Source organism: Rubripirellula lacrimiformis, from assembly GCF_007741535.1.
Taxonomy (GTDB): Bacteria; Planctomycetota; Planctomycetia; order Pirellulales; family Pirellulaceae; genus Rubripirellula; species Rubripirellula lacrimiformis.
In genome coordinates this window covers 7908867-7930276 of record NZ_CP036525.1, presented here as the reverse complement: position 1 = coordinate 7930276, position 21410 = coordinate 7908867, and the positions used below count along the sequence as shown (strand labels likewise).

General features: G+C 57.4%; 18 protein-coding genes. 8 read left to right on the top strand and 10 right to left on the bottom strand.

All coding sequences use genetic code 11. From position 1 onward, the window contains the following. Positions 1–75: 75 nt before the first annotated feature. The 4 genes from K227x_RS30955 to K227x_RS27670 form a co-directional block, all read right to left on the bottom strand. On the bottom strand, positions 76–240 hold the full coding sequence (locus K227x_RS30955; RefSeq protein WP_218933591.1) for a hypothetical protein: 165 nt from the start codon (positions 238–240) through the stop codon (positions 76–78). A 75-nt stretch (positions 241–315) separates the two neighbouring features. Further along, the gene (locus K227x_RS27680) at positions 316–972 is read right to left on the bottom strand and encodes a PepSY-associated TM helix domain-containing protein (RefSeq protein WP_145175703.1); all 657 of its coding nucleotides are present in this window, start codon (positions 970–972) and stop codon (positions 316–318) included. A 541-nt stretch (positions 973–1513) separates the two neighbouring features. Beyond that, positions 1514–1957, bottom strand: coding sequence for a hypothetical protein (locus K227x_RS30950; RefSeq protein WP_218933590.1), 444 nt, complete (start codon positions 1955–1957; stop codon positions 1514–1516). Positions 1958–1987: 30 nt separating this feature from the next. Continuing rightward, complete coding sequence (locus K227x_RS27670) at positions 1988–2761, bottom strand: ABC transporter ATP-binding protein (RefSeq protein WP_145175698.1); 774 nt, start codon at positions 2759–2761, stop codon at positions 1988–1990. 609 nt (positions 2762–3370) lie between these two features. Here K227x_RS27670 and K227x_RS27665 point away from each other — a divergent pair. After that, a complete protein-coding gene (locus tag K227x_RS27665) occupies positions 3371–6331 on the top strand; it encodes an FtsX-like permease family protein (protein WP_246146335.1) in 2961 nt (986 codons plus the stop codon). Positions 6332–6359: 28 nt separating this feature from the next. On the opposite strand, the gene K227x_RS27660 is transcribed toward K227x_RS27665, so the two are convergent. The 3 genes from K227x_RS27660 to K227x_RS27650 form a co-directional block, all read right to left on the bottom strand. Next, complete coding sequence (locus K227x_RS27660; RefSeq protein WP_145175695.1) at positions 6360–7676, bottom strand: outer membrane protein assembly factor BamB family protein; 1317 nt, start codon at positions 7674–7676, stop codon at positions 6360–6362. A 73-nt stretch (positions 7677–7749) separates the two neighbouring features. Next, positions 7750–8832, bottom strand: a complete 1083-nt coding sequence (locus K227x_RS27655; RefSeq protein WP_145175692.1) for a DUF1559 domain-containing protein — start codon at positions 8830–8832, stop codon at positions 7750–7752. Between the two features lie 380 nt (positions 8833–9212). Beyond that, on the bottom strand, positions 9213–9392 hold the full coding sequence (locus tag K227x_RS27650) for a hypothetical protein (protein WP_145175689.1): 180 nt from the start codon (positions 9390–9392) through the stop codon (positions 9213–9215). 7 nt (positions 9393–9399) lie between these two features. Between K227x_RS27650 and K227x_RS27645 the strand changes: the two genes are divergently transcribed. Then, entirely contained in the window at positions 9400–9669 is a 270-nt protein-coding gene (locus K227x_RS27645) for a hypothetical protein (protein WP_145175686.1), read from the top strand. Positions 9670–10030: 361 nt separating this feature from the next. Here K227x_RS27645 and K227x_RS27640 read toward each other — a convergent pair whose 3' ends face one another. Further along, complete coding sequence (locus K227x_RS27640) at positions 10031–11305, bottom strand: polysaccharide pyruvyl transferase family protein (protein WP_145175683.1); 1275 nt, start codon at positions 11303–11305, stop codon at positions 10031–10033. A gap of 258 nt (positions 11306–11563) precedes the next feature. Between K227x_RS27640 and K227x_RS27635 the strand changes: the two genes are divergently transcribed. The 5 genes from K227x_RS27635 to K227x_RS27615 all read left to right on the top strand — a co-directional run bounded on the left by K227x_RS27635 (position 11564) and on the right by K227x_RS27615 (position 17826). Beyond that, on the top strand, positions 11564–13648 hold the full coding sequence (locus K227x_RS27635) for an FAD-dependent oxidoreductase (RefSeq protein WP_145175680.1): 2085 nt from the start codon (positions 11564–11566) through the stop codon (positions 13646–13648). Positions 13649–13855: 207 nt separating this feature from the next. Next, complete coding sequence (locus tag K227x_RS27630; protein ID WP_145175677.1) at positions 13856–14674, top strand: EcsC family protein; 819 nt, start codon at positions 13856–13858, stop codon at positions 14672–14674. Continuing rightward, positions 14671–15408: a hypothetical protein gene (locus K227x_RS27625; RefSeq protein ID WP_145175675.1), complete on the top strand. Its 738-nt coding sequence runs from the start codon at positions 14671–14673 to the stop codon at positions 15406–15408. Before K227x_RS27630 ends, K227x_RS27625 begins: the two co-directional genes overlap by 4 nt. Before the next feature lie 311 nt (positions 15409–15719). Further along, positions 15720–15887, top strand: coding sequence for a DUF1328 domain-containing protein (locus tag K227x_RS27620; protein ID WP_145175672.1), 168 nt, complete (start codon positions 15720–15722; stop codon positions 15885–15887). A gap of 301 nt (positions 15888–16188) precedes the next feature. Continuing rightward, on the top strand, positions 16189–17826 hold the full coding sequence (locus tag K227x_RS27615) for a DUF5060 domain-containing protein (protein WP_145175670.1): 1638 nt from the start codon (positions 16189–16191) through the stop codon (positions 17824–17826). A 384-nt stretch (positions 17827–18210) separates the two neighbouring features. Here the strand turns inward: K227x_RS27615 and K227x_RS27610 are convergent, their stop codons facing one another. Together K227x_RS27610 and K227x_RS27605 are read right to left on the bottom strand one after the other, a co-directional pair. Beyond that, the gene (locus tag K227x_RS27610; RefSeq protein WP_145175667.1) at positions 18211–18645 is read right to left on the bottom strand and encodes a hypothetical protein; all 435 of its coding nucleotides are present in this window, start codon (positions 18643–18645) and stop codon (positions 18211–18213) included. A 521-nt stretch (positions 18646–19166) separates the two neighbouring features. Next, entirely contained in the window at positions 19167–19742 is a 576-nt protein-coding gene (locus K227x_RS27605; RefSeq protein WP_246146894.1) for a sterol desaturase family protein, read from the bottom strand. 577 nt (positions 19743–20319) lie between these two features. On the opposite strand from K227x_RS27605, the gene K227x_RS27600 reads away from it, so the two are divergent. Further along, a complete protein-coding gene (locus K227x_RS27600; RefSeq protein WP_246146334.1) occupies positions 20320–21372 on the top strand; it encodes a DUF3500 domain-containing protein in 1053 nt (350 codons plus the stop codon). Positions 21373–21410: the final 38 nt, after the last annotated feature.

Below are 21410 nucleotides of genomic sequence, written 5' to 3'. Positions count from 1 at the left end.
TTTTTCAGATCGATGAAACACACCCGCGCAGGAGCGATCCATCGGTTCGGTAGCGAAGCGGCGCATGTTGTCCGGTCAAATGGCGTCCATCGCCGGATCGCTCGGGATCGGCCGCTGGTCGTCGCCCGTGTCGGTCCCGGTATCTCGCTTGTTCTGTTTTCGACCGCTATGCCGAATTGTCTTGAGCGGATTTTGACGTTTGCGTTGGCGAATTGGGTTGCGGTAATCCTGTTCGGCCACCGCCAGCTTCCCTATCCCGCCGGCTTCCTATCCCGCCAACGTGGTCGTCCCGCCGGCGGGGCGGCTGCCCATCGGCTAGTGGACCAGCAATACGATCAGGATCCAGGGTGCGATCAGCCCCAATGCCACCAGCGGCCAAGTCAATCGACGGTTCTTGGCACGTTCGTATAGCAACAGCAGTCCCGTGATGCAGAACACCAGTGTCGCGATGGAAAAGATATCGATGAACCAGCTCCAAGCCGCACCGGTGTGTCGTCCTTTGTGGAGGTCGTTCAGGTAGGAGATCCAGCCTCGGCTGGTCGATTCGAATTCCACCTGCCCGCTGGTGCGATCAATCGCTAGCCAGGCATCCGATCCCGGCCCCGGCATGGAAACGTAGATCTCGTCTTCGGTCCAATCGGCGTCACGTCCGTCGATTGGTTCTTCGAATTCGTCACTCAGCCAATTGGTCAGTTCTGTGGGCAGATCGGCGTTGCCCGACAGGGTGAGGCGACGGAGGGATTGTTGGATCGAATCGGGCAGCACCGCTTCGGCAAAGGTGATCTCCGGTTCGGTTTCGATTTGCGAGGCGTGGTTCAGCGTGATGCCGGTGAAGGCGAACAGGATCATGCCGACCAGGCTGATCGCAGAACTCATCCAATGCGAATGGATCAGCCATCGCAACCAGGTCGATCGTCGGCTGCGACGTCTGGCCGGCTTGCCGGGCGTTGCTGTGGGGGCGCTTTGCGTCATAGAGATAGAGGGGGGGGGATTGGTAGCAGGATTGATTTTTCGAGAGACGTCGCAGGCCTCCATGCCCGCGCGACGTCCATGTTGCAAGACCGGTGATCCGTCGCCAGATCACCGTCAACGATTCGGACTAGTTCGCCGCCGACACAGTTTCCACTTCACGACCCTTGCTTGTCCAGCTAGCGTGCCAGACGCCACGATCGATCGAATCGGTGACGTTTCGCACACTTCCGTCGGCCAGCGTGATTCTTTCCAAGGCTGGTGTGATCGCTGCGTCCTGCGGCCGTTCTTGCCCAGCCCCGCGTCACGTCGGGGATTGAGTCGTTGAGTGTTCGACGTCCATCCGATCCGGAACCATGATTCATCGCATCGCAGAAGCCAGCGAGTTGGCTGGATACGCCCCGATGCATGCCAAGCGAGTGCAATTCGACTAGGGGGGGAACCGCCTGAGAAGCGTCGCGGTGACCGGCGACCAATGGCAGGCATGCAGATAGACAATTCGGGCACAGTCAAAGCTCCGGCAAATGGGCACTAGGAATTCAGATCAATCCCGGAATCGTGGTCTTCCGAGGGGGGATCGAACGTGGCTGGCTAGTGCGCCAATCGGCGTGTTGCTTGCTGCGTTGTCAAATGGGGTGTCGAGTATCGACCACGCTAGGCTATTGATCCAGAGAGAGAGGTTCAAGGGGGCGAGCACGAGCACGAGCACGAGCACGAGCACGAGCACGAGCACGAGCACGAGTTCGAGTTCGAGTTCGAGTTCGAGTTCGAGTTCGAGTTCAAGTTCGAGTTCGAGTTCAAGTTCGAGTTCAAGTTCAAGTTCGAGTTCAAGTTCAAGTTCAAGTTCGAGTTCGAGTTCAAGTTCAAGTGTTTCCCGCTGTAGTCCAGTCTGAAACTTAAACTCGAACTTAAACTCGAACTCGAACTTCTCCTCCTCCTCCTCCTTCTCCTTCCTCCCCCACCCCAACGAGCAAAACGCCACCCGCATCCCAAAACCGATAGCTCCTTTCCCCGTCGGTCACGCAGGCTGCACGATCGCAGTCTCATTCCCGCTGATCACAGCCTGGTAATGCGAAGCGAGTGATTGGCTGTCTTGATGTCGATTGGTTGGGAACTGTTCGACGATCTGACCATCTTTGAGTACCACGACTTCGTCGGCCCAGATCGCGACACTCGGTTCATGGGTCACGACCACGATCGTGCGATTTTGCTGGTCACAGAGTTCTCGCAGTAGCTTGCAGATGGATTGTCCCGTCACCGAATCCAAGCTGCCGGTCGGTTCGTCGGCAAAGATGATTGCGGGGTTGGTGATCAACGAACGTGCGATAGCGACGCGTTGTTGTTCGCCGCCGCTGAGCGAATCGGGGCGATGCGAGAGGCGATCTTCGATGCCCAAGCGAGACGCGATGTCAGTCAAGTCTGTTGAGTCGTCGATCGGGGTTCCGGCCGCAAACAGTGGGAACAGAATATTGTCGGTGGCGTTCAGCGAGGGGACCAAATTGAACGCTTGGAATACCAGCCCGATCTGTTGGCGGCGAAAGTGAGTCAGTTCACGGTCGGAAAGTTCCGACAGATCGTAGCCATCAACGATGATCGCTCCCGCGGTCGGCCGCGTCAGCCCGCTCATCAGATGCAGCAGTGTGCTTTTGCCAGACCCGCTGGCACCCATGATTGCGACGAATGATCCTTCGTCGATGTTCAGGCTGACATCCCGTAACGCATGGACATGACGGCTCCCTTGCGAAAAAGTCTTGGTGACGTTCTGGACGGTCATGATGTGTGCAGCGTGCATAGGCGATCGTGCGGTTGGTCGGGTGTCGAAGATCGGAGGGGACGTCGGGACACTCGCATCACTCGATTGCGATGGAGGTATCGAGGTCACTGTTTAGCATTGCCTGTACCAATCCGACCGGCACCGTCCGACCGAGTGCATCTTGGTGCAAACTTGCCGTGATTTTTGGTCCGATGTCTGATCCGGTGCGAATTGGCGTGCATCGATTGATGTCGTTGCGGTGTCCGTGGGCTGTCGCAAATTCCGTCGTCGCTGAACAATTCGCCGCCGTCCGAAGCGTTGCGTTTAGGCGATTCAAGCACATCGTCACGGCGGCGGAGTTTGCGTCGCCACAGATGAAATTTCCGTCGGAATGGTCCCGGCCGAATGACCTGCGAATCACGCAGTCGATGTGATTCGCAGCGTCATCGGCGACCGTTGGGTGTGATGACCTTAGGTTGGCCCACTTATTGCATGCGACCGACGGAACTCGACGAGATCGGATCGGTCGTCCATCGAACGCGGCTGTCGTCGTCGAGTGTTGTCATCCCACTGTTACCGGGTTCCGTTCGATGCATTCGTTTCTGCGCGAACCCGATTTCATTCGTCATCGCCTTGACCAACATCGCCGTGAATCAATTTTCACTGATCTTCAAGATCGTCACTTCGCAAATGCGACTGCATCCCGGTCGCGTCATGGTCACGATCCTTGGTGTGGTCGCATCCACCTGCGCTGTCGTTTGGGTGGTCAGCGGATACGATGCGTTGGTTTCCCAGTTCGATCAAAACGCCCACAAATATCTTGGCCGCTACGATGCATTGATCGTCACCAAGTCCGGCTCGGGAAACGCGGCAACGCTGGATCCCCGGATGGTTGAATTGATCCAGCAAGATGCTGGGGTGATGGAGGCCAACCCGATCAGCCAATCTCGCATCACTTTGTCGCGAGTCAAGTCAGCTTCGGATCCGGACCAGGACGAGACGTCGATTGGTTTGCTGGTCGGTGATCGCCCGCCGGTCAACGGAGCACCGCCGCTGGACCCGACTTTGATCAGCACTCCCGCCATCGATCCGCCCTATGAAATGGTCGACGGGCAATGGTTGGCGAGTGAAGGTGACCGCCCGTCGGCAGTGATCAGCGTGGATGCGGCACGGAAGATGGATTTGCAGGTGGGTGACCGTGTCCTGGTGACGTCGCTTGCCAATCAGATCAGCATCCCAGTGGTTGGCGTGATCCAACAGGCCCGCGAAGCTCCTTCGCTTGGCCAACTCGGCGGTGGTCGTGGTACCAGTACCGGAACCGGTGGCGGAATAGGTGGCCAACGCGGCAAGCCCGGTGGGCGGAACACGTCTTCGTCGGGTGCGGGGGCTGGTCGTGCGGACGCATCCGCGCCGCCAACCCAGCACGCCAGTGCTCGACTGGGGCTGCCGGGTTCGTCGCTCCAGGGGGTGGCCACCACTGCCGTTTACGTTCGCCCGCCGCTTGCGGAAACGATCAACGGGTACCCATCGGCGCCGCAGATTGTGCAGGTTTCGATGCGGGATTCCATCACGGTGGACCAGTTTCGCGAACGTTGGGAGGACCAGTTCGCTGCCAGCAGCCCACCCATGCAGTTGATCGACTTTGCGGCCGTACGCGACGGATTGGAATCCAGTCGCAGTGTGTCCAGCCAGCAATCGCAAGCTTGGGCCGCGACAGGCATGGCATCGCTGGCTGCGGTCTTCATAATTTTCTCGACGCTCAGCATGGGCGTCAGCGAGCGAACGCGTGAATTTGCCATGCTTCGCGCCGTCGCGTTGACGCGTGGTCAGGTCGCGGGCATCATCGCTTTTGAAAGTACCCTGCTGGCTTTGGCCGGATGGATCGGTGGGTTGGCTACCGGGTGGATGCTCTTGTTTGTCGGCGGTCGCCTATCGCCAGGGTTGTTCGGCGATGCAGCGGTATTGGGATGGGGCAGCGCGGCCTGTTCAGGATTGGCAGTGTTGGTGGGCGCGTTGGGAGCGGCCGTTTTGCCTGCGTGGCGAGCGATGCGGATCCAGCCCCTGGATGCAATGTCCGTCCCGAATCCTCCCTCGCGATCGAAGGCATGGTGGTTGCTCGGGTGCATCGGTGTGGTTGTGATGTTGGCGGCGCCCATTTCGGTGTTTGCTTTGGCGATCCCCGACCAATGGCGCATTTGGTGTTACACGTTTGTGACTTATCCGATGCTGTTGCTGGGCATGGTCATGGTGGCACCCACCGTGGTGGTCCTCTGCGAGCGCACGATGGGGCCTGTGGTCACTCGCATGTTGCGGCTGGATCCGCGGATGATGCAGACACAATTGTCCGCCAGTATGTGGCGAACCATCGGTGCAACATTGGCGTTGTCGGTCGGATTGGGCCTGTACGCATCGACCCAGACTTGGGGTTATTCAATGCTGCAGCCGTTCACGCCGGGCAAGTGGTTGCCCGATATGCTGGTTGCGTTCCACCCCATCGGTCTGGACCAAGACGGTGATCGGTTGGTGCATCAGGTGGACGGCGTCCGTTCCGGCCAAGTGATGCCGTTGTCCGTCGAACAGGCAAAGTTTGATTGGGGGGACGTGGATCCGCCAAAGCGATTGACGTCGGACAACGCGGTTCTGTTTGGGTTGGATCCCGAGCAGGCGTTCGGCAGCGATGATCCGTTTTTGACGTTAGATTTCGTGGCTGGCGATCGGCAAGCGGCAACCGATCAGCTATCCGCGGGCGGGGCTTGTTTGATATCCGAGGACTTCCAGATCCGTACAGGGTTGGGGGTCGGCGACGACCTGCGGTTCACGCCGCCATCGGCACAGCAGGAACACGTGTCGTATCGGATTGCCGGCGTGGTCTCGCTTCCGGGATGGCATTGGTTCACAAAGTTTTCGGGAGTCAGGCGACACTTCGTCCGTACCGCGACGATGGTGTTTGCCAAACGCGACGACGTGCATCGCGATTTCCACTTGAATCGAACCGAGTTCTATTGGATGAATCTGGACGACGATGCCAATCTTGCCTCGGTCGAATCCCGTCTGCAGCGAATTGCCGATCGCGATGCGGGATCCACTTTCACTGCGGATTCGCTGGAACAGGTCAAAGCTTATCGCCCCTTCGCGCGGGTGACGGCGACCGAAAGAGTTCGCACCGCCATCCGGCTTCGAGCCGACGGGATGATTTGGGGAATGAGCTATCTGCCGCTGGTGACACTGGCGATCATGTCATTGGCGGTCGCCAACACGATCATCGCATCGGTCCGATCACGAACATGGGAATTCGGGGTGATGCGAGCCATCGGTGTCTCACGCAGCCAGTTGGTGCGTTTGGTGATCGCCGAAACCATCCTGATTGCATTGGCGGCGTGCATGTTAAGCCTGACCTTCGGTTTGATTGCCGGTTGGTGTGGCGTTGGCATGGCCAGGTACGGCGGTTGGTTCGCGGGCCCGCCTTCGTTCCTGGTGCCTTGGGGGCAGTTGGCGATCGGTTTCCTGATCACGATTGGGCTGTGCTTGATCGCTGGGCTTTGGCCTGCGATCAAGACCGGCCGCGCCGAACCCCTGGGCCTGTTGCAAGCAGGCCGAGGGGCGATGTAACAGGCCTGGGCAGGGGCCTTCGGTGGGATCAGCGAATGCAGATGATCGCGTTGCCGATTCTTAGCAGCAGGGCATCGCTGCTGATGGCGACGCCGTACAGGATAGGACGGCTGAACATTGCCGCAGCACGGCGCCGTTCTTCGCTCGATTCTTCGGCAAGCGGTTCCTCGGCGGGCAGTGACTGATCGGTCCATGATTGGTTCTCGGCCAAAACCTTGAATTCACGACCGGCGGCCAAGACGGTGACGGTCCCGTCTTTGCCGAAGAAATAGACGCGGTTTCCGACTCCCACCGGCGTTGCCCAGCAGGGTTCTTTCATGCGTTCACGGTAGACTTCTTCGCCGGTCTCGGCATCGAAGCACGTCACCACACCGGTACGGTTCACCCAGTAGGCAAAACCTTGGTGAATGATTGGCGAAGCCCAGCTGGGGGCGGCCTTTTCGGCGACCCAGGTTCGGCTGGCGGACCAGTTGGCGCCGACCTTGGAAATCTGCATCAACCCATTGGCTCCTGCCGCCGAACCGGCGTTCTCGCCATTCCGTCCGGGCGCGGCGCCAACCAGAAACCGTCCACCGCCAAAATCGATCGGGCTGGTCGACGTGTTGCCGCCGACATCGTCGAAGGACCATAACCGTTTTCCCGTTTGGGGATCGTAGCTGTCGATCGGACCGGCAGAGCTGACGACGATTTGAAGCGATCCGTCGACGTTGATCACCGCCGGCGAACTCCAGCTCTTTCTTGCTCCGCGGTCGACTTTCCAACGCGTCTGGCCAGTCCGTTTGTCCAGCGCCAACAATCGACTCGGACCTTCGTGTTCCAGCAACACAAAGACGTCGGTTTCGGTTTGGCACGGGGACGCCCCCAATCCGAACTCGGCGACCAACGGACCCTCGTCTTTGCCCAGTGCACGTGTCCAAAGTCGGTTGCCGTCATGGTCGTAAGCGACACCGTCGCCGCTTTCAAAGAACACGATCACTCGGTCCTGGTCGACCACCGGTGTCGGGGCTGCCCGGCTGACGTAGTAACTGTTCGCAACGGGGTGCGAGTTGGGCAGTGTCTTTTGCCACAGAGTCTGCCCACTGCGAAGGTCCATGCAGGTGGTGTAGTAGGTGTCTTTCAGCGGCCCGTCGACGCTGGTGACAAACACGCGGTCTGCCCAGATCACTGGACTCGATTGGCCATGGCCAGGCAATTCTTGCATCCATGCGACATGCTGTGTCGGGGACCACTGCAATGGCAGCGACGCATCGGAACGCGGGGCTGCCCCCGCCCCCAGAAACGCGGGCCAATCATTGACGCCCGCAAGCGACAACGCGATATAGACGGTTAACAAGGCGTGGTTCATGGAGGATTCTTCCGGTGTTCGAAAAAAAATGAAAGTGTTTGATTGGGGGGGCGGATCGCCGTGGTTTGACGGCCTAGAAATCCACAAGGACTTCGTGTCCGTTTCGAGTTCCCAGTGCACGCCATGTTTCCAAGTCGATGCTTTCGTTGACGAATCCGACGCTGCCATCGCAACGGGCAACGTGGACACCGCCGGGGTGATTGCTGCGCGCACCAAAGACACCCCAACCACATGACTGCATGTCGGGGATTCCGCTTTGTGGCGGATGGTAATGGGTGTATCCGGTCCAGTATTCCCGTCCGCTGATCCAACCGGCGCCGCGCTGTCCGGTCCATCCGCGAAACAGGGAATGTCCTTTGCTATAGGCTTCGAATTCGTTGGGATTTTCCGGGATCGTGTAGCCCGCCATGCCAGGCGTCACTGGCCGCTGGGATCGGTCGATGAACGCACAGGTGACATTCATCATGGTCCGCATGCTCATCGCTGTGGTCGCAGGTTCGCTAGGGGACGTATCCAGCACACCCAGCAAGTGTTCCGCAAACGCCGCGGTGTTGCTCAACCCGTCGGTAACCGATTCAAACCCGACCTTCGCCCCGATCCACGAAACGCCATCGGTGGGCAGTCGCGTGTCGTACAGCGTGCCCACGCCGGTGCCGTTGCACATCGCGTAGTTGGTGGCGGAATAGTTTTGGGTCGGTCCGGCACCACCCAACGACACGACCGGATAAACACGGCCGTAGTCTTCGCTGGGGCATGTCAGCGTCGCAATGGCTGTCGCCGCAGCACGATCATGGGGATCCACCAATTGGCCAGGGCAGCAGCCGACCGTCAGCGGGCGATCAAAATGGATCATGTCCAACAGATTGGCTTCTTCGTAGAACGGAGCCATCTGTGCGAAGATCGAAAAGTTGCCTCCGATACTGGTGCCATTGACGTAGTTGGCGGGCAATTTCTGGTGAGTGCTTTCGTAGTTGTGCATCGCCAAACAAACCTGTTTCAGATTGTTGCTGCACTGCATTCGTCGCGCGGCTTCGCGAGCCGCTTGGACCGCGGGCAGCAGCAAGCCAACCAGCACGCCGATGATTGCAATCACGACAAGTAGTTCGACCAGTGTGAAGCCACGTGATGGTGGGCGGAAAGATCGTGGATGGTTCATAGTTCAACAATGGGATGGGGTTGTGGATCAAGGGTCTCGGTCATGGCGCACCGGTAGCGGAACCTGCTGTTTCGATCAGCAAGTCAGATCGGTGACCGATCCCAACCGATCGAATTCAGATCGATTGAAACGTCGATGGGGGCGGGGATGATGGATGCGTTGCAGGCAAGGTCGCTTCCACGCCAAAGGGACGAAGAAACACGTTGTTGTGAGGAACGAGCTTTCGCATGTTCCGACGTGGAAGCGGTATCAAGCGCAAACCTGTGGACGCCAATCGCGCATCGGCGATCCGCATCGCAGGCGACTGCAAAGGAACCAATCAAAAAGAAGGGCATAACGCGGCACGAAGGGGCCCGCATTTAGCCCGCAAGAGACTCGCCCTAGGGGACGGGCGGTTCAGGATCCATCATCACGACAACAGCCGCATCATTCGCGATGTTCAACCATGCGATCAGCAGGGGATCGCCCGATGGCAGGCGAGGAGCGGTTTCCACATAGACTTGCGCAATCATCGTCCACAGCATCTGGATGCCGCGGCACTCGGCTGCTTTCCAGATCAAGACGCCTGTGGCTATTGAATTTGCCGTGGCTTGTGGGGACGAATCGTTCGCTGGAACGGCACAGGTGGTATTCCCGGCACCGGAGCTGCAGCAGGACGATCGCGAGCTGGCGGTGCACTTGGTCGTGGCCATGGCATGTGACGCAACTCGGCGAAGCAGGAATTCCGGTGGCACGACATGGTGGTCTGCTGCCCATTGGATCTTTTCCGTATCGCTGTGGCAGCAGCATCGATCCCAACAGAATTCAGCCGAAGCACAGCCGCAGGGACAATCCTGACATGGAAAAGCATCGCTCGGCGAAGACACGTTGGCTGCCCGCGGGGCGGGAACCAATAGCACCCCCGTCAGCGCAGTGCCGACCACCACCAACAGCGTCCATGCAATGAACTGCTGCGTGAAAGAAGTTCGAAGAAAATTCCGAAGGTAGGGTGGCAAAACGATTCAAAATTTGAGTGCGCCAGCGCAACTCGTTCCTCACGCAGCCCAATATGATTCAGGTGCGACGAATCAACAATAGCTTGCCCGCGATCTGTGAACATTTGCCGCACGCCCCCACCCCCCGATGAGCATCGTCATCGGTTCTGGCGATCGAGCGCACTGGGGCCAGCGGATCTGCTGAACTTGTTGACGCGTGTTCCCTAGGCGGACAATTCTTGCTTCAAAACCGCCATCGTTTCGGCCTGCCGCCGCAGGACGAATTTCTGGGCCTCGGCGGCTTTGGCTTTGGCGGCTTCGGGATTCATGGCCACGTCGAGTACTGCTGGCACGATCTTCTGGATACTGGATTCGTCGTCCAGGTCGAACAGCCACTGGCCCAGCCCGATATCGTCCCACATGTATCCTTTGCTGGTCTGTTCGGCAAAGCGACAAACCAGCGCCGGAACACCGTGGCCGATACACATGATCGGCGAATGCATTTCATTGCCAAACAAACCGGCGCTACGCACATAGGTGCTGACCGCTTCCCCCGTCAGCCAGTAGTTGGGACGCCACACCACGCGGTCCAACACATCCGCGGGCAGCTTGTCGTAGATCATTTCCTTTCCGACGGCCATCTGAGTGCGATCTTCGGGGCAGACCAGGACTTTCAGGTCGGTCTGCTTGACCACTTCGATGATCGCTTGCCGCAGCGCTGCATGATCGTGTTCTTTCATCTCTTCATTGCGACGATGTTTGACGGCATCAAATTTCACATGATCTTTGATCGTCCAATACGGTGTGTATCGCAAGCGTGGGATGCAGCACATGAATTTACCCGGTTCCAATCCGTGTTGGCTTAGGAACGCAGTGGCTTTCGGTTCGTCGCGCAGGTCGCAGGCGAAAGCGGCATCGGGGCCAAATTCCATGATGGGGCAGGTCACGCCAAGCTGTTTTGCAAACTGCAGCGACTTCGAATCGCGGAAGAAGACAAACCTGGCCGTGCTTAACAGATCAACCACGTCGGCCATCGCGGCAGCGGTCGTCGGGGTGGTGGAGCTCGACTTTTTGGGCGGAAGCGTGATCCCGTAGATGCCGTAGGGCTTGCCGGTCTGTTCTCGCCAATGGGCAACGTCTCGCTGTGCGACCAGCGAGGCTCCCGATCCATGCAGCAGGAAATCGCAAGTCTGGTAGGCCTCTTCGAGCGCCTTGGACCCTTTCTTGGCAACGGTCAGCTTGGGAAACCTGGCTCGCAAGAGCTCGTCGACGCCGTTATCCAGATTGCTCGGGTACAGCACGATTTCTGTGTCCGGAAGGTGCGTTTCCAGGATCTGCAGAATGCCGGGCGTGTGAGCGATGTCGCCGATGTTGACCGTCTGCCAGGACGATCGGACCAAGATGCGGCGTGGAGCGGTCCCCGCCGCCCCCCATAGGCTGGTGGCGCTGACTGCGGCCAGGCTGGATTGAGCCAGGAAATGTCGACGGTTATGGGACATGGAGTTCACTTCAAGATGATGATGACGCGAAAGGAATTGGGGTCGGTCGAGGGCCGCTGAAACCGAGCGGACGCCTGCTGCACTAGCGTAACAGAACGGAATTCAAAGGCGCACTGAACTGATGGATCGGTGTCCAAGCATCCTGTCACTGCTGATTTTCTGCATCCGGTGGATCAAGCCGCGGCCGTTGCGATGAGTTAACATCGACAACGCCACTCGAAGTCCCGCCCAAAATACCCACATGTTTTTCGGAATTGAATGATGAGATTCGCTAGCTTTGCATGGGCCGCTGTTTGTATCTGGGGAACCTACGGATGGTCGGCGGAACCACCGCAGGTTCATGATGTCGTCGTTTACGGCGGGACCAGCGCTGGAATCGTCACTGGTCTTCAAGCCAAAGCGATGGGCAAGTCCGTGGTCGTGATCGAGCCGAGCCAGCGACCCGGCGGACTGACCACCGGCGGGTTGGGCCAGACCGATATCGGGAACAAGCAGGTGATCGGCGGCCTTTCGCGATCTTTCTATGAAAAAGTGGCCCAGCACTATTCCCAACCATCCGCGTGGACCTGGCAGCAACGTTCCTCCTATCGCGGTGGCGGACAGTCGCCAACCGAGCAGGGCGAAGCTGCGATGTGGACATTCGAGCCATCGGTCGCGCTAACGATCTATCAAGATTGGATGGCCGATCAGGAGCTGGAAATCGAGACGGGCCAGCGACTGGATCGTCGCGCCGGCGTCGTCAAGGATGGCCAGCACATTGTTTCGATTCAAATGGAATCGGGACGACATTTCCATGGCAAGATGTTCATCGATGCAACCTACGAAGGTGATTTGATGGCCGCCGCCGGCGTCAGCTATACCGTGGGACGGGAAGCCAATTCGATGTATGGCGAAACGTTGAACGGAGTCCAGACGCAGCGATCGGTTTATCACAACTTTGTCGATGGCGTTGATCCCTATCGCGTTGCCGGAGATCCGACCAGCGGGTTGTTGCCCTTCATTGATCCACACGGTCCGGGCAACGAGGGCGAAGCCGACCGCCGCGTCCAAGCCTATTGTTATCGGATGTGTCTGACCGATCACCCGCCAAACCGCATCCCGTTTCATAAGCCAAGCGGATATGACCCCAGCTGGTTTGAACTGCTGCTGCGCAACTTCGAGGCCGGTGAATCGGGAATGCCTTGGATCAACTCTGGCATGCCCAATCACAAAACCGACACCAACAATCGTACCGGATTTTCAACCGACTTCATCGGTCAAAACTATGACTACCCCGATGCCAGTTACGATGAACGCGATCGTATTGCCGCAGCCCATTTGCTGTATCAGCAAGGGTTGATGTGGACGCTGGCGAATCATCCGCGAGTTCCCGAGAAAATTCGCAACCAAGTCGCGCGGTGGGGAATGTGCAAGGACGAGTTCGTCGAAGGCAACGGTTGGCAGAAACAACTGTATGTCCGCGAGGCGCGTCGAATGGTCAGCGACTTTGTCATGACCCAACTGCATTGCCAACAAGTCGAACAAGTCGACGATTCGATCGGGATGGGGGCCTACACGATGGATTCACACAATACCCAGCGTTACGTCGATGCCGATGGACAAGTGAAGAACGAGGGGGATGTCGAAGTCGGCGGGTTCCCGCCCTACCCGATCAGCTATCGATCCATCGTCCCACCGGCCGATCAAGCGGACAACTTGTTGGTGCCCGTCTGTTTGTCGTCCAGTCACATGGCCTTTGGATCGATCCGAATGGAACCGGTCTTCATGGTGCTGGGGCAATCGTCGGCTACCGCCGCGTGCTTGGCAATCGATCGTGAAGTGTCCGTGCAAAATGTCGAATACAGCGATCTGAAGAAACGACTTTTGGCCGATGGACAAATCTTGGACTACCAGCGTCCGGTATCGCAGGTCCGTGGGCGAAGCGTCGATTCATTCAAGGGGATCGTTGTCGATGACACCGATGCAACCCTGTCTGGCCCGTGGGCGCATGGAACGCTGGGCGGTTGCGTCCACCTAGGGTACCGGCATGATTCGGCAACCGCCGATGGGTTGGCCAAAGCCGTGTTCGAAACCCCATTGCCACACCCAGGCCAGTACGACGTCCAGGTCGCCTATGTCGCAAACTCCAACCGTGCTACCAACGTGCCGGTGATCGTCAGTCATCAGGGATCCGTCACCGAGACAACCGTGAACCAACGCATCAAGCCAGATATCGACGTCGTGTTCGCCTCCGTCGGTACTTATCAATTCGATGCCTCTGGAAAGGTCACGATCGTCAACAAGGACACCGACGGCCATGTCATCGTCGACGCTGTGCGGTGGATCCCGGTCCGCGGGAATTAGGTCCCGGCGGATCGCATGCGACCGTCTCGATCGGTTGCCACGAAGATGCATGGCACGGCGATTGCTACGAACTGTCCCACTCGGCATTGCGTGATGCACACCGGATTCATTTCGCAGCGCCAGGGTCATTTCGCAGCGCCAGGGTAATCTCGAAAAAACGGGCCCTGCGTTCCACAGAATCGCTTTCAAGCCACAGACGGATCAATCATGACGGTTCAGCAGACGGATGGTGACCTTTCCTTGCAGGCGTTGGCCGAACTGCGCGAGGCCAAAGAAATCTTAGAACACCATGGGATTGCCGATCGGTTGACCGAAATGATGGGGGCGCCGGTCACCGCATCGCTGAAAATTTTGCCGTCTGTTGCCGAGAAGGCAGTCTATGACACGATCGAAAAATCGTTGACGATCGCGTTGGACGTTGCGCTGCGAACACTCGGCCAGGACTCGATGAAATCCGCCAAGCCTCGCCTGCTAACGCACAAGTTGTTGGCGGGGATCACGGGCGCCGCCGGTGGCGCTTTGGGCGGTGCAACGATCGCGGCCGAGTTGCCGGTGTCGACTGTGTTGATCCTGCGAAGCGTCGCCGATATCGCCCGCAGCGAGGGCGAAGATCTGACCAGCGTGGAGGGCCGGCTTGCTTGTCTGGAAGTGTTTGCGTTGGATCCGGGAAAGCAGACGAAGATCGATGATGACACCGAAATCGGATACTTTGCCGTCCGCGCCGCAATGGCGAAACAGATTCGCGATGCGTCGCAGTATGTCTTGAAAAATGGCGTATCGGACACGTCCGCACCGGCCTTGGTCAAGTTGGTCGCCAAGATTGGGGAGCGTTTCGGGTTGGTGGTCAGCGAGAAGATCGCGGCTCAAGCGATCCCCGTGATCGGTGCCATCGGTGGTGCGTTGATCAACAGCTATTTCATCGATCACTACCAGGATCTGGCACGCGCCCACTTCGCAATTCGCCGGTTGGAACGGTCACACGGTGAAGTCATGGTACGGGAATCCTATCGACGGATCACGCTATGAACGGCAATGGCCGTGCCATCGAGGAGATTTCGGATCGACCCAATACATTGGTGCTTTCCTACCTGGGGATTCGGCGAGCGATCGGTGTTGGCGGCTTGTTGTTGCCGGTAATGCTAGGCCCGGTTGGCTTGGTGTTCGGGATTGAAATCCAGGACAACATGAGCAGCTATTACCACACGCCGCTTCGTGACATCTTTGTCGGGACGTTGTGCGCGATTGGGATTTTCTTGTTCTGCTATCGCGGCTACGACTGGGTTGAAAACTGGACGTCGAATCTGGGCTGCGCGTCCGCCCTGGGCGTGGCGTTGTTTCCGCTGGACTTCAACAGCGATCCGCTGATGCAGAAATCGATCGTCGGTTACCTGCATTCGTTCAGCGGCGGCGTTTTCTTTCTGACGCTGGCGTTCTACTCGCTATACCACTTTCCACGTGACTCGCGTCGTGAACACGAACCCCATCTGCGTGAACGGGATTTTGTGTATCGAACCAGTGGATGGGTGATTCTGGTCAGCACCGCAACGATGGGCTGCTACCTGCTGCTGTTGGATGGTTCTTGGAAACAAACCTTGAACCAGTACAACTTTCTATTTTGGATGGAATGGGTGGCTGTCTGGTCCTTTGCCGCCGCTTGGTTGGCCAAGGGGCGTACGGTCATCGCGGATATCGCTGTCGATATTTTGGCGTATTCGTACCAAACCGTGACGCGGGGCGAATCGCCTTCGCAGGACTCGTAAATCTTCGTCCAGCGAGTCCGCGTCTCACCGCGCTGGCGGCGCATGGATCGATCGGCTGTCCCCGCGTCGCGAACGCAGCCTAGGCGGAGGTTCCGCGGTCACGTTGGTCGCTAGACGATCAGCAGCGACGCGGCTTTTCCCTTGCGGCTTGGATGATGCGGCGTTTTGTATCGCGAATCGCTCGTGTCTGCCTGATCCGCCCAGAATCCATCGGTTTGGCACGGCAATCGCATTTGTCTACCGAACAGACGCAGCGGAGGTGATGTTCCCCACCGCTGTCACATCGTTCAACACTGTTTAGGAGAATAGCCATGTTAGGCTGGGCTTTGACGTTTCTGATTATCGCTTTGATCGCTGGTGTTCTAGGCTTCGGCGTCGTCGCGGGAACCGCGGCCTCGATCGCGAAGATCCTATTCGTGGTATTCTTGGTGCTGTTTGTGATCGGCCTAGTCCTGGGACGACGCGGACCCGTGGCTTGATGCAAGGCGCAAGTCGCCAATACTTTCGGCCACCCACACCTGGCCGAAACCACACCACACTCTTCGTAGCGCAAGTCGCCAAGACTTTCGGCCACACACGCTACGTAGCGGAAGTCGCCAAGACTTTCGGCCACCCACCTGCCCCGCCACCACGGAAATATCAACTTCACCGCATTCCATTGAAATCAATGCTTCTTTCACCGCCTGATTTCAACTTCACGTCGATCGTTCTATAGAATGGCAGGTTCGAACTCGTCTTCGATATCAGCCCCGTGTCTACGAGAACTCCTTTCGAATCAACATGAAGTATTCGCTTGCGATTGCGGCCGCCTTTACGTTCTTGCCGTTGGTCACCATTCCCGTCCACGCACTGGATCACGCAGAGTTTTCCGCGGGACAGGCGATCCTGGCGGGGCAATGGGATGTCATCGACATTCGGTTTCGTGCGGAGTGTGACCCCAGCGTCGCCACAGACGTTGCTCTAGGGGCCACATTCACAGACGCGGACGGGAATCCACATCAAGCTGCCGGGTTCTACAACGGCCAGGATCAATTCGTGATTCGGTTCACGCCGCCGTCCGCCGGAGAATGGACCTTCGCCACACAGTCCTCTCTTTCCGCGTTGGATGGCAAGAACGGGAAGATGTCGGTGCAGACGGCCCGTCCCAATCGCAAGGGTGGCATCATCATCGATCCAGAACAAGCCACCCGATTTCGGTACCAAAACGGGGATTCGTACTACCCGATCGCGTTCGAATCCGACTGGCTGTTCGCGTTGGATGCACAGAACGCCGATGACATTCCCGACACACGAAAGTTAGTGGATTCGCTAGCCGCTAATGGGTTCAATCAAGTCGTGATGAACGTGTTCGCCTACGACGTGAACTGGAAGAAAGATGATCGGTTGGTGCCGGAGTATGAATATGGCAGCCCAAGCGTCTATCCGTTCGGCGGCAACAACGACGAACCCGATCACTCGAAGCTAAACATCGAATACTTCCGCCGACTTGATCGAGTGGTCGACTATTTGGACCAGAAAGGCATCGCAGCCCATTTGATGATCTATGTCTGGAACAAACAGGTTCATTGGCCCGAAGCAAACTCGGACGCCGACAACCGTTACTTTGACTACGTCGTCCAACGTTATCAGGCATTTCCGAACATCGTCTGGGACGTTTCCAAGGAAGCGCTCGGTTACGGGCATTCGGATGTGGACTACATCACCCAGCGGATCAAGCGATTGCGAGATCGAGACCAGTTCGAACGCTTGATCACGGTTCACGACTACAGCTACTGTCGTCGGTTCACCGAGAACGTGGATTTCGTGTCGGTTCAATTGTGGAGTTCCGAGCTGCATAGCGTGATGCGGAACGTTTGTGAGGCGATGCCGAACAAACCCATTTTGAACATCGAACACGGTGGCTACGAAAAAGGGCCCTACGTCGTGTTCACGGGCAACTACACATCTCCGGAAACTTGTCTGGAACGAGCGTACCAGTGCGTTTTTGCAGGCACCTTCCCCACACACTACTGGCAGGGTGCGGCGTGGAACGTGATCATTCCCGACATCGACGCGATGCCTGCGAAGCAGCGTCCACGCTTGGACTACTACCGCCACATGCGGACGCTGGTGGACCGATATGATCTCGGTCAGTTGACCGCCGGCGACAAGAACAGCAACGCTGGTTTCAGTCTGCACAACGGCAACGATCTGTACGTGTACTACGTCCCCAAAGAATGCGAGTACATCGGCATGCGACTTCCAAAGTCGCTGACAGGCCAAACGATGACGGGGACCTGGTTCAACCCATTTGACGGCAGCTTTTCGAAGCCCGATGTCCAGGAAATCGTGCAGTGGCCCGCCTTTACCAAGCCCGCGGGCGACGGCTTTCGCGTTCTAATCGTCGAAATCCAACCGAAGTCAGGCGACACTCCATAGGCGACTTCAATCGCCAAGCCGAGGGCGGGTTTTGCCTTGCAAGCCGTTGGAATAACGGAAGATTTCGCCGTCGGGCTGGCCGGGATTTCGTGATCGGAGTTCGGCTTTCATCGCCCTCCACTCCGCCGAGTGGAAAGCCGCGTTGTAGCCATCCAACGATGGCGCTCGAGTTGCGGGCAGGCGAGGTGGATCGCTACACCTACTGTGGCGATGCGATGTCATCCAGAGATGGCACTACGTTCTTCGGTGCTAAGATGAGACATGTTGACTGAGCAGGTTAAGGTTGCTTGGCGGCTAAACTCCAAGCATCCTTCTTGCTCAGTTCACCTTTCTCAAGTCACGTGAGTTCCCGCAATTTGCATTTCGGATTTGAATTCACATCCACTATGGCGACAGCTGGGAAGTGGCGTATCCTACCAACAGCAAGACAGCAAACAATAATATCGACATGATCCCCGAAATCTGACTTCCCTGGCGTACTTCGGTCTCGGACAGCTGATCGGGATCGTTTGGGAATGTGTAGTCGGCCAACAAGCAGGTGTAAGCGATGGTTCCGACGACGAAATAGGCCGCAGTTCCGAAGATTGCCGCAATTAGGAATCCTGAAAACCAAGTATAGGACGCAACCCCAACTGTCAGTGAAGCGATAGCGGGTACAGCAGACGCTAAAACGGCTTTGTCATGGCGAACTTCATGCTGAAACAAGACTTCGGCGATAGCAGCCAGGAAATGACCACCGCCGTAGGCCACAACGCAGATCATCAAGGGCGGCACTATGAAGTAGATCGCCAGCTTCAGCGAAAACAGATCAGTGATCATGCATCGAAATCTTGAAAGGTCGCGGTCTAGGCCGGGTAGATCGTGCGTTGAACTTTGTCGCCGCACTAGTGGCAGTACAGCGGACGCAGGCCGAGACGGCCGGCCCGTCCGAATGAGTCTACCAGATACGACTGGGGATAGCCGAGATCGCCCGTCAATCCTTGCATCGGCAACTGAACCATCGCGACTGGCTCCCGCTCGATTCCCTCTGCACTTTCTACCTGGCATTCCGGCATTGGCAAGACCGCGCAACGATTCGTGTTTATTAGTGTTCCAGTCGGAAGGAACACTAATCTTCGCTAAGCGCACACGAATGACTTTGCCGTAAGAGTTCGCCAGCACGGGTTGGCAGCGGCAAGCGATCAAGTGACCGACACAAAATTGGCTAGCGACCGCGCAAGGTTCAAGAAGCTTGGCGATCAACCGGGCAACCACAGACAGCAAGAATGGCGGACGTCACGGGGCACGGAAGGCTGACTATTCCATTGCGAAAAAGGCCGCAAACCGTGCTCCCGTGCATGTCATTGTTCCCCGCGATTATGGTCATTGTGAAACGGTGAGGCAAGCAAGGATCTGACTGACTTGCGGTCGTTGTGGGTATCCAATCCGTGTTGGACGGGGCCACGTGTCAGGTGAAAAGTCCGGAACAGTCGATCCCAAACAGAAAGTACAGATGAGTAGTTGCACGCGTAGAGATCAGAATCACGAGAATGATGCACAGAGTGAATCGATGGAGTTACGAAAAAGGTTCGGGCAATGCGGTCGAAGCGCCCAAGTGCAATTGTGGAGTGATGCATCATCGAAACCATCACAAGTGCAGTTTCGTAAATGAGCAGCGCAGTCGTTGACACACCGAGCAAGTAAAGGAGTGGAAGACGAACAATTCCCGCAATCCCGAGTTCTACAACATGAAAACGCCCGGCAGTCGTTACATCCATCGCGGAATCGGAGTGGTGGACTGCGTGGAAACGCCAAAGTAGAGCAAAGCGATGATTGGCTCGGTGCCAAAGGTAACTAAACAGGTCTAGCGCCAAGAATGAGAGGACAACACGAACTAGGCCAAAAGGCTCGGCGGACGAAACGCTGCAGACATACACACTGAGTAAGCCTACGGAAAAGAAAAGTAGTCCACCGTTTAACGCAGCCAACGCAAGGTTGGTTGCAGCATGCTGAAGTCTGCCTAGACGCGGCGTCGCGAAGTAAGTCTCGACCAACCATAGGATCACGAGCCAAACGGTCGCTGGGGCAAGGCGATAAGCCGCATGATCGAGTCCCGGATACGAAAGAGCGGCGATAACTATCAACGTTCAACAGTCGGGGGACGATTCATTCTCCCCGGCTCAGGCGGGGGTTAAATTTATTATGGCATGGGTCGGGCGGGAATAAACGGTTTTATGCCCGGCTGACCCGTGCATGATACGCCCTCCCCAAGCGAGGGGGGGTGCATGCGATGCGTTTGGGTGGCTTCCCGGCCGCTCACGCGTTCACGGCTCACTCAATCGACGCGCCCGCGAGCAATTCTGGCGAATCCCACAACGGGGACTGGGGGCAGGATCGCTCGCGAAGGATGGGTGCTTTCAAAGCCGAATGTTTTTGATTTGTGGGGCGTCGGTGGGGTAGAATCAGGCGTCTTGCTACGCAGTATCCCACCCCCCATCGACGGATGTCATGACCATGAGTCAGTTTGAACCGATCAAAAAGTCTTTGATCAAACCTGGGTCAATCAATCGCAGGACGTTTCTTGAGAATTCCGCGGCCACCATTGCTGCGGGATCTTTGATCGGCGGTGGTCTGACCAACATGCCGCTCCGCGCGGAACCAGTGGCGTCGGCCAGTGCCGAGTCGCTGGTGGGACAGTTGTTCCAAACCATGGACGCGAAACAGAAGAAGGCGGTTTGCTTTGACTGGGATCACGTGGACAAAAAGCGGGGTCTGCTGCGGACCTTTGTCGCGAACAACTGGAACATTACCGACCAAGAGATCAACGGCGATTTTTATAGTGACCAACAACGCGATCTGATCGAACAGGCGTTCAAGGCGATCATTCACCCGGATTGGCATGAAAGGTACTATCAACAGCTCGAAGACGACGCTGGCGGTTTCGGAAACGAGCAGTCGATCGCGATCTTTGGCAATCCCACCGAAGATGGCGAGAAGTTCGAATTGGTCATCACCGGTCGACACATGACCGTTCGTTGCGATGGCAACTCGGCAGACCATGTTGCCTTTGGCGGACCTGTGTTTTACGGACATGCACCGGAGGGCGAAGAGGGCCCCAATCACACCGACAACGTGTTCTGGAACCAAGCGGTCGCTGCCAACGATCTGTACAAGATGTTGGACGGGCGTCAGCAGAAACAGGCGTTGGTCCCCACCACGCCGCGAGAACAGGCCGTCGCGTTCCGTGGTCATTCGTCCGACATCACCGGGTTGCCGGTTTCGGACATGGCATCTGACCAACGTGAACACCTGCAAGGCGTGCTGGCCACGATGGTCGAAATGTATCGCACGCCGGATCAGCAAGAAGCGATGCAGTGTCTGAAGACCCAAGGCGGACTGGATGCCTGCAAGTTGTCGTTCTACCAAGATCACGACATTGGCAAAGACGGCGTCTGGGACAACTGGCGATTGGAAGGCCCGTCGTTCGTATGGCACTATCGTGGTGCACCCCACGTTCACGTCTGGGTCAACATTGCCGATTCGGCGGACGTGAAGCTGAACGCGTAACCCTATCGTTGTTCCGGTATCCGAAGTTTCGACGAACC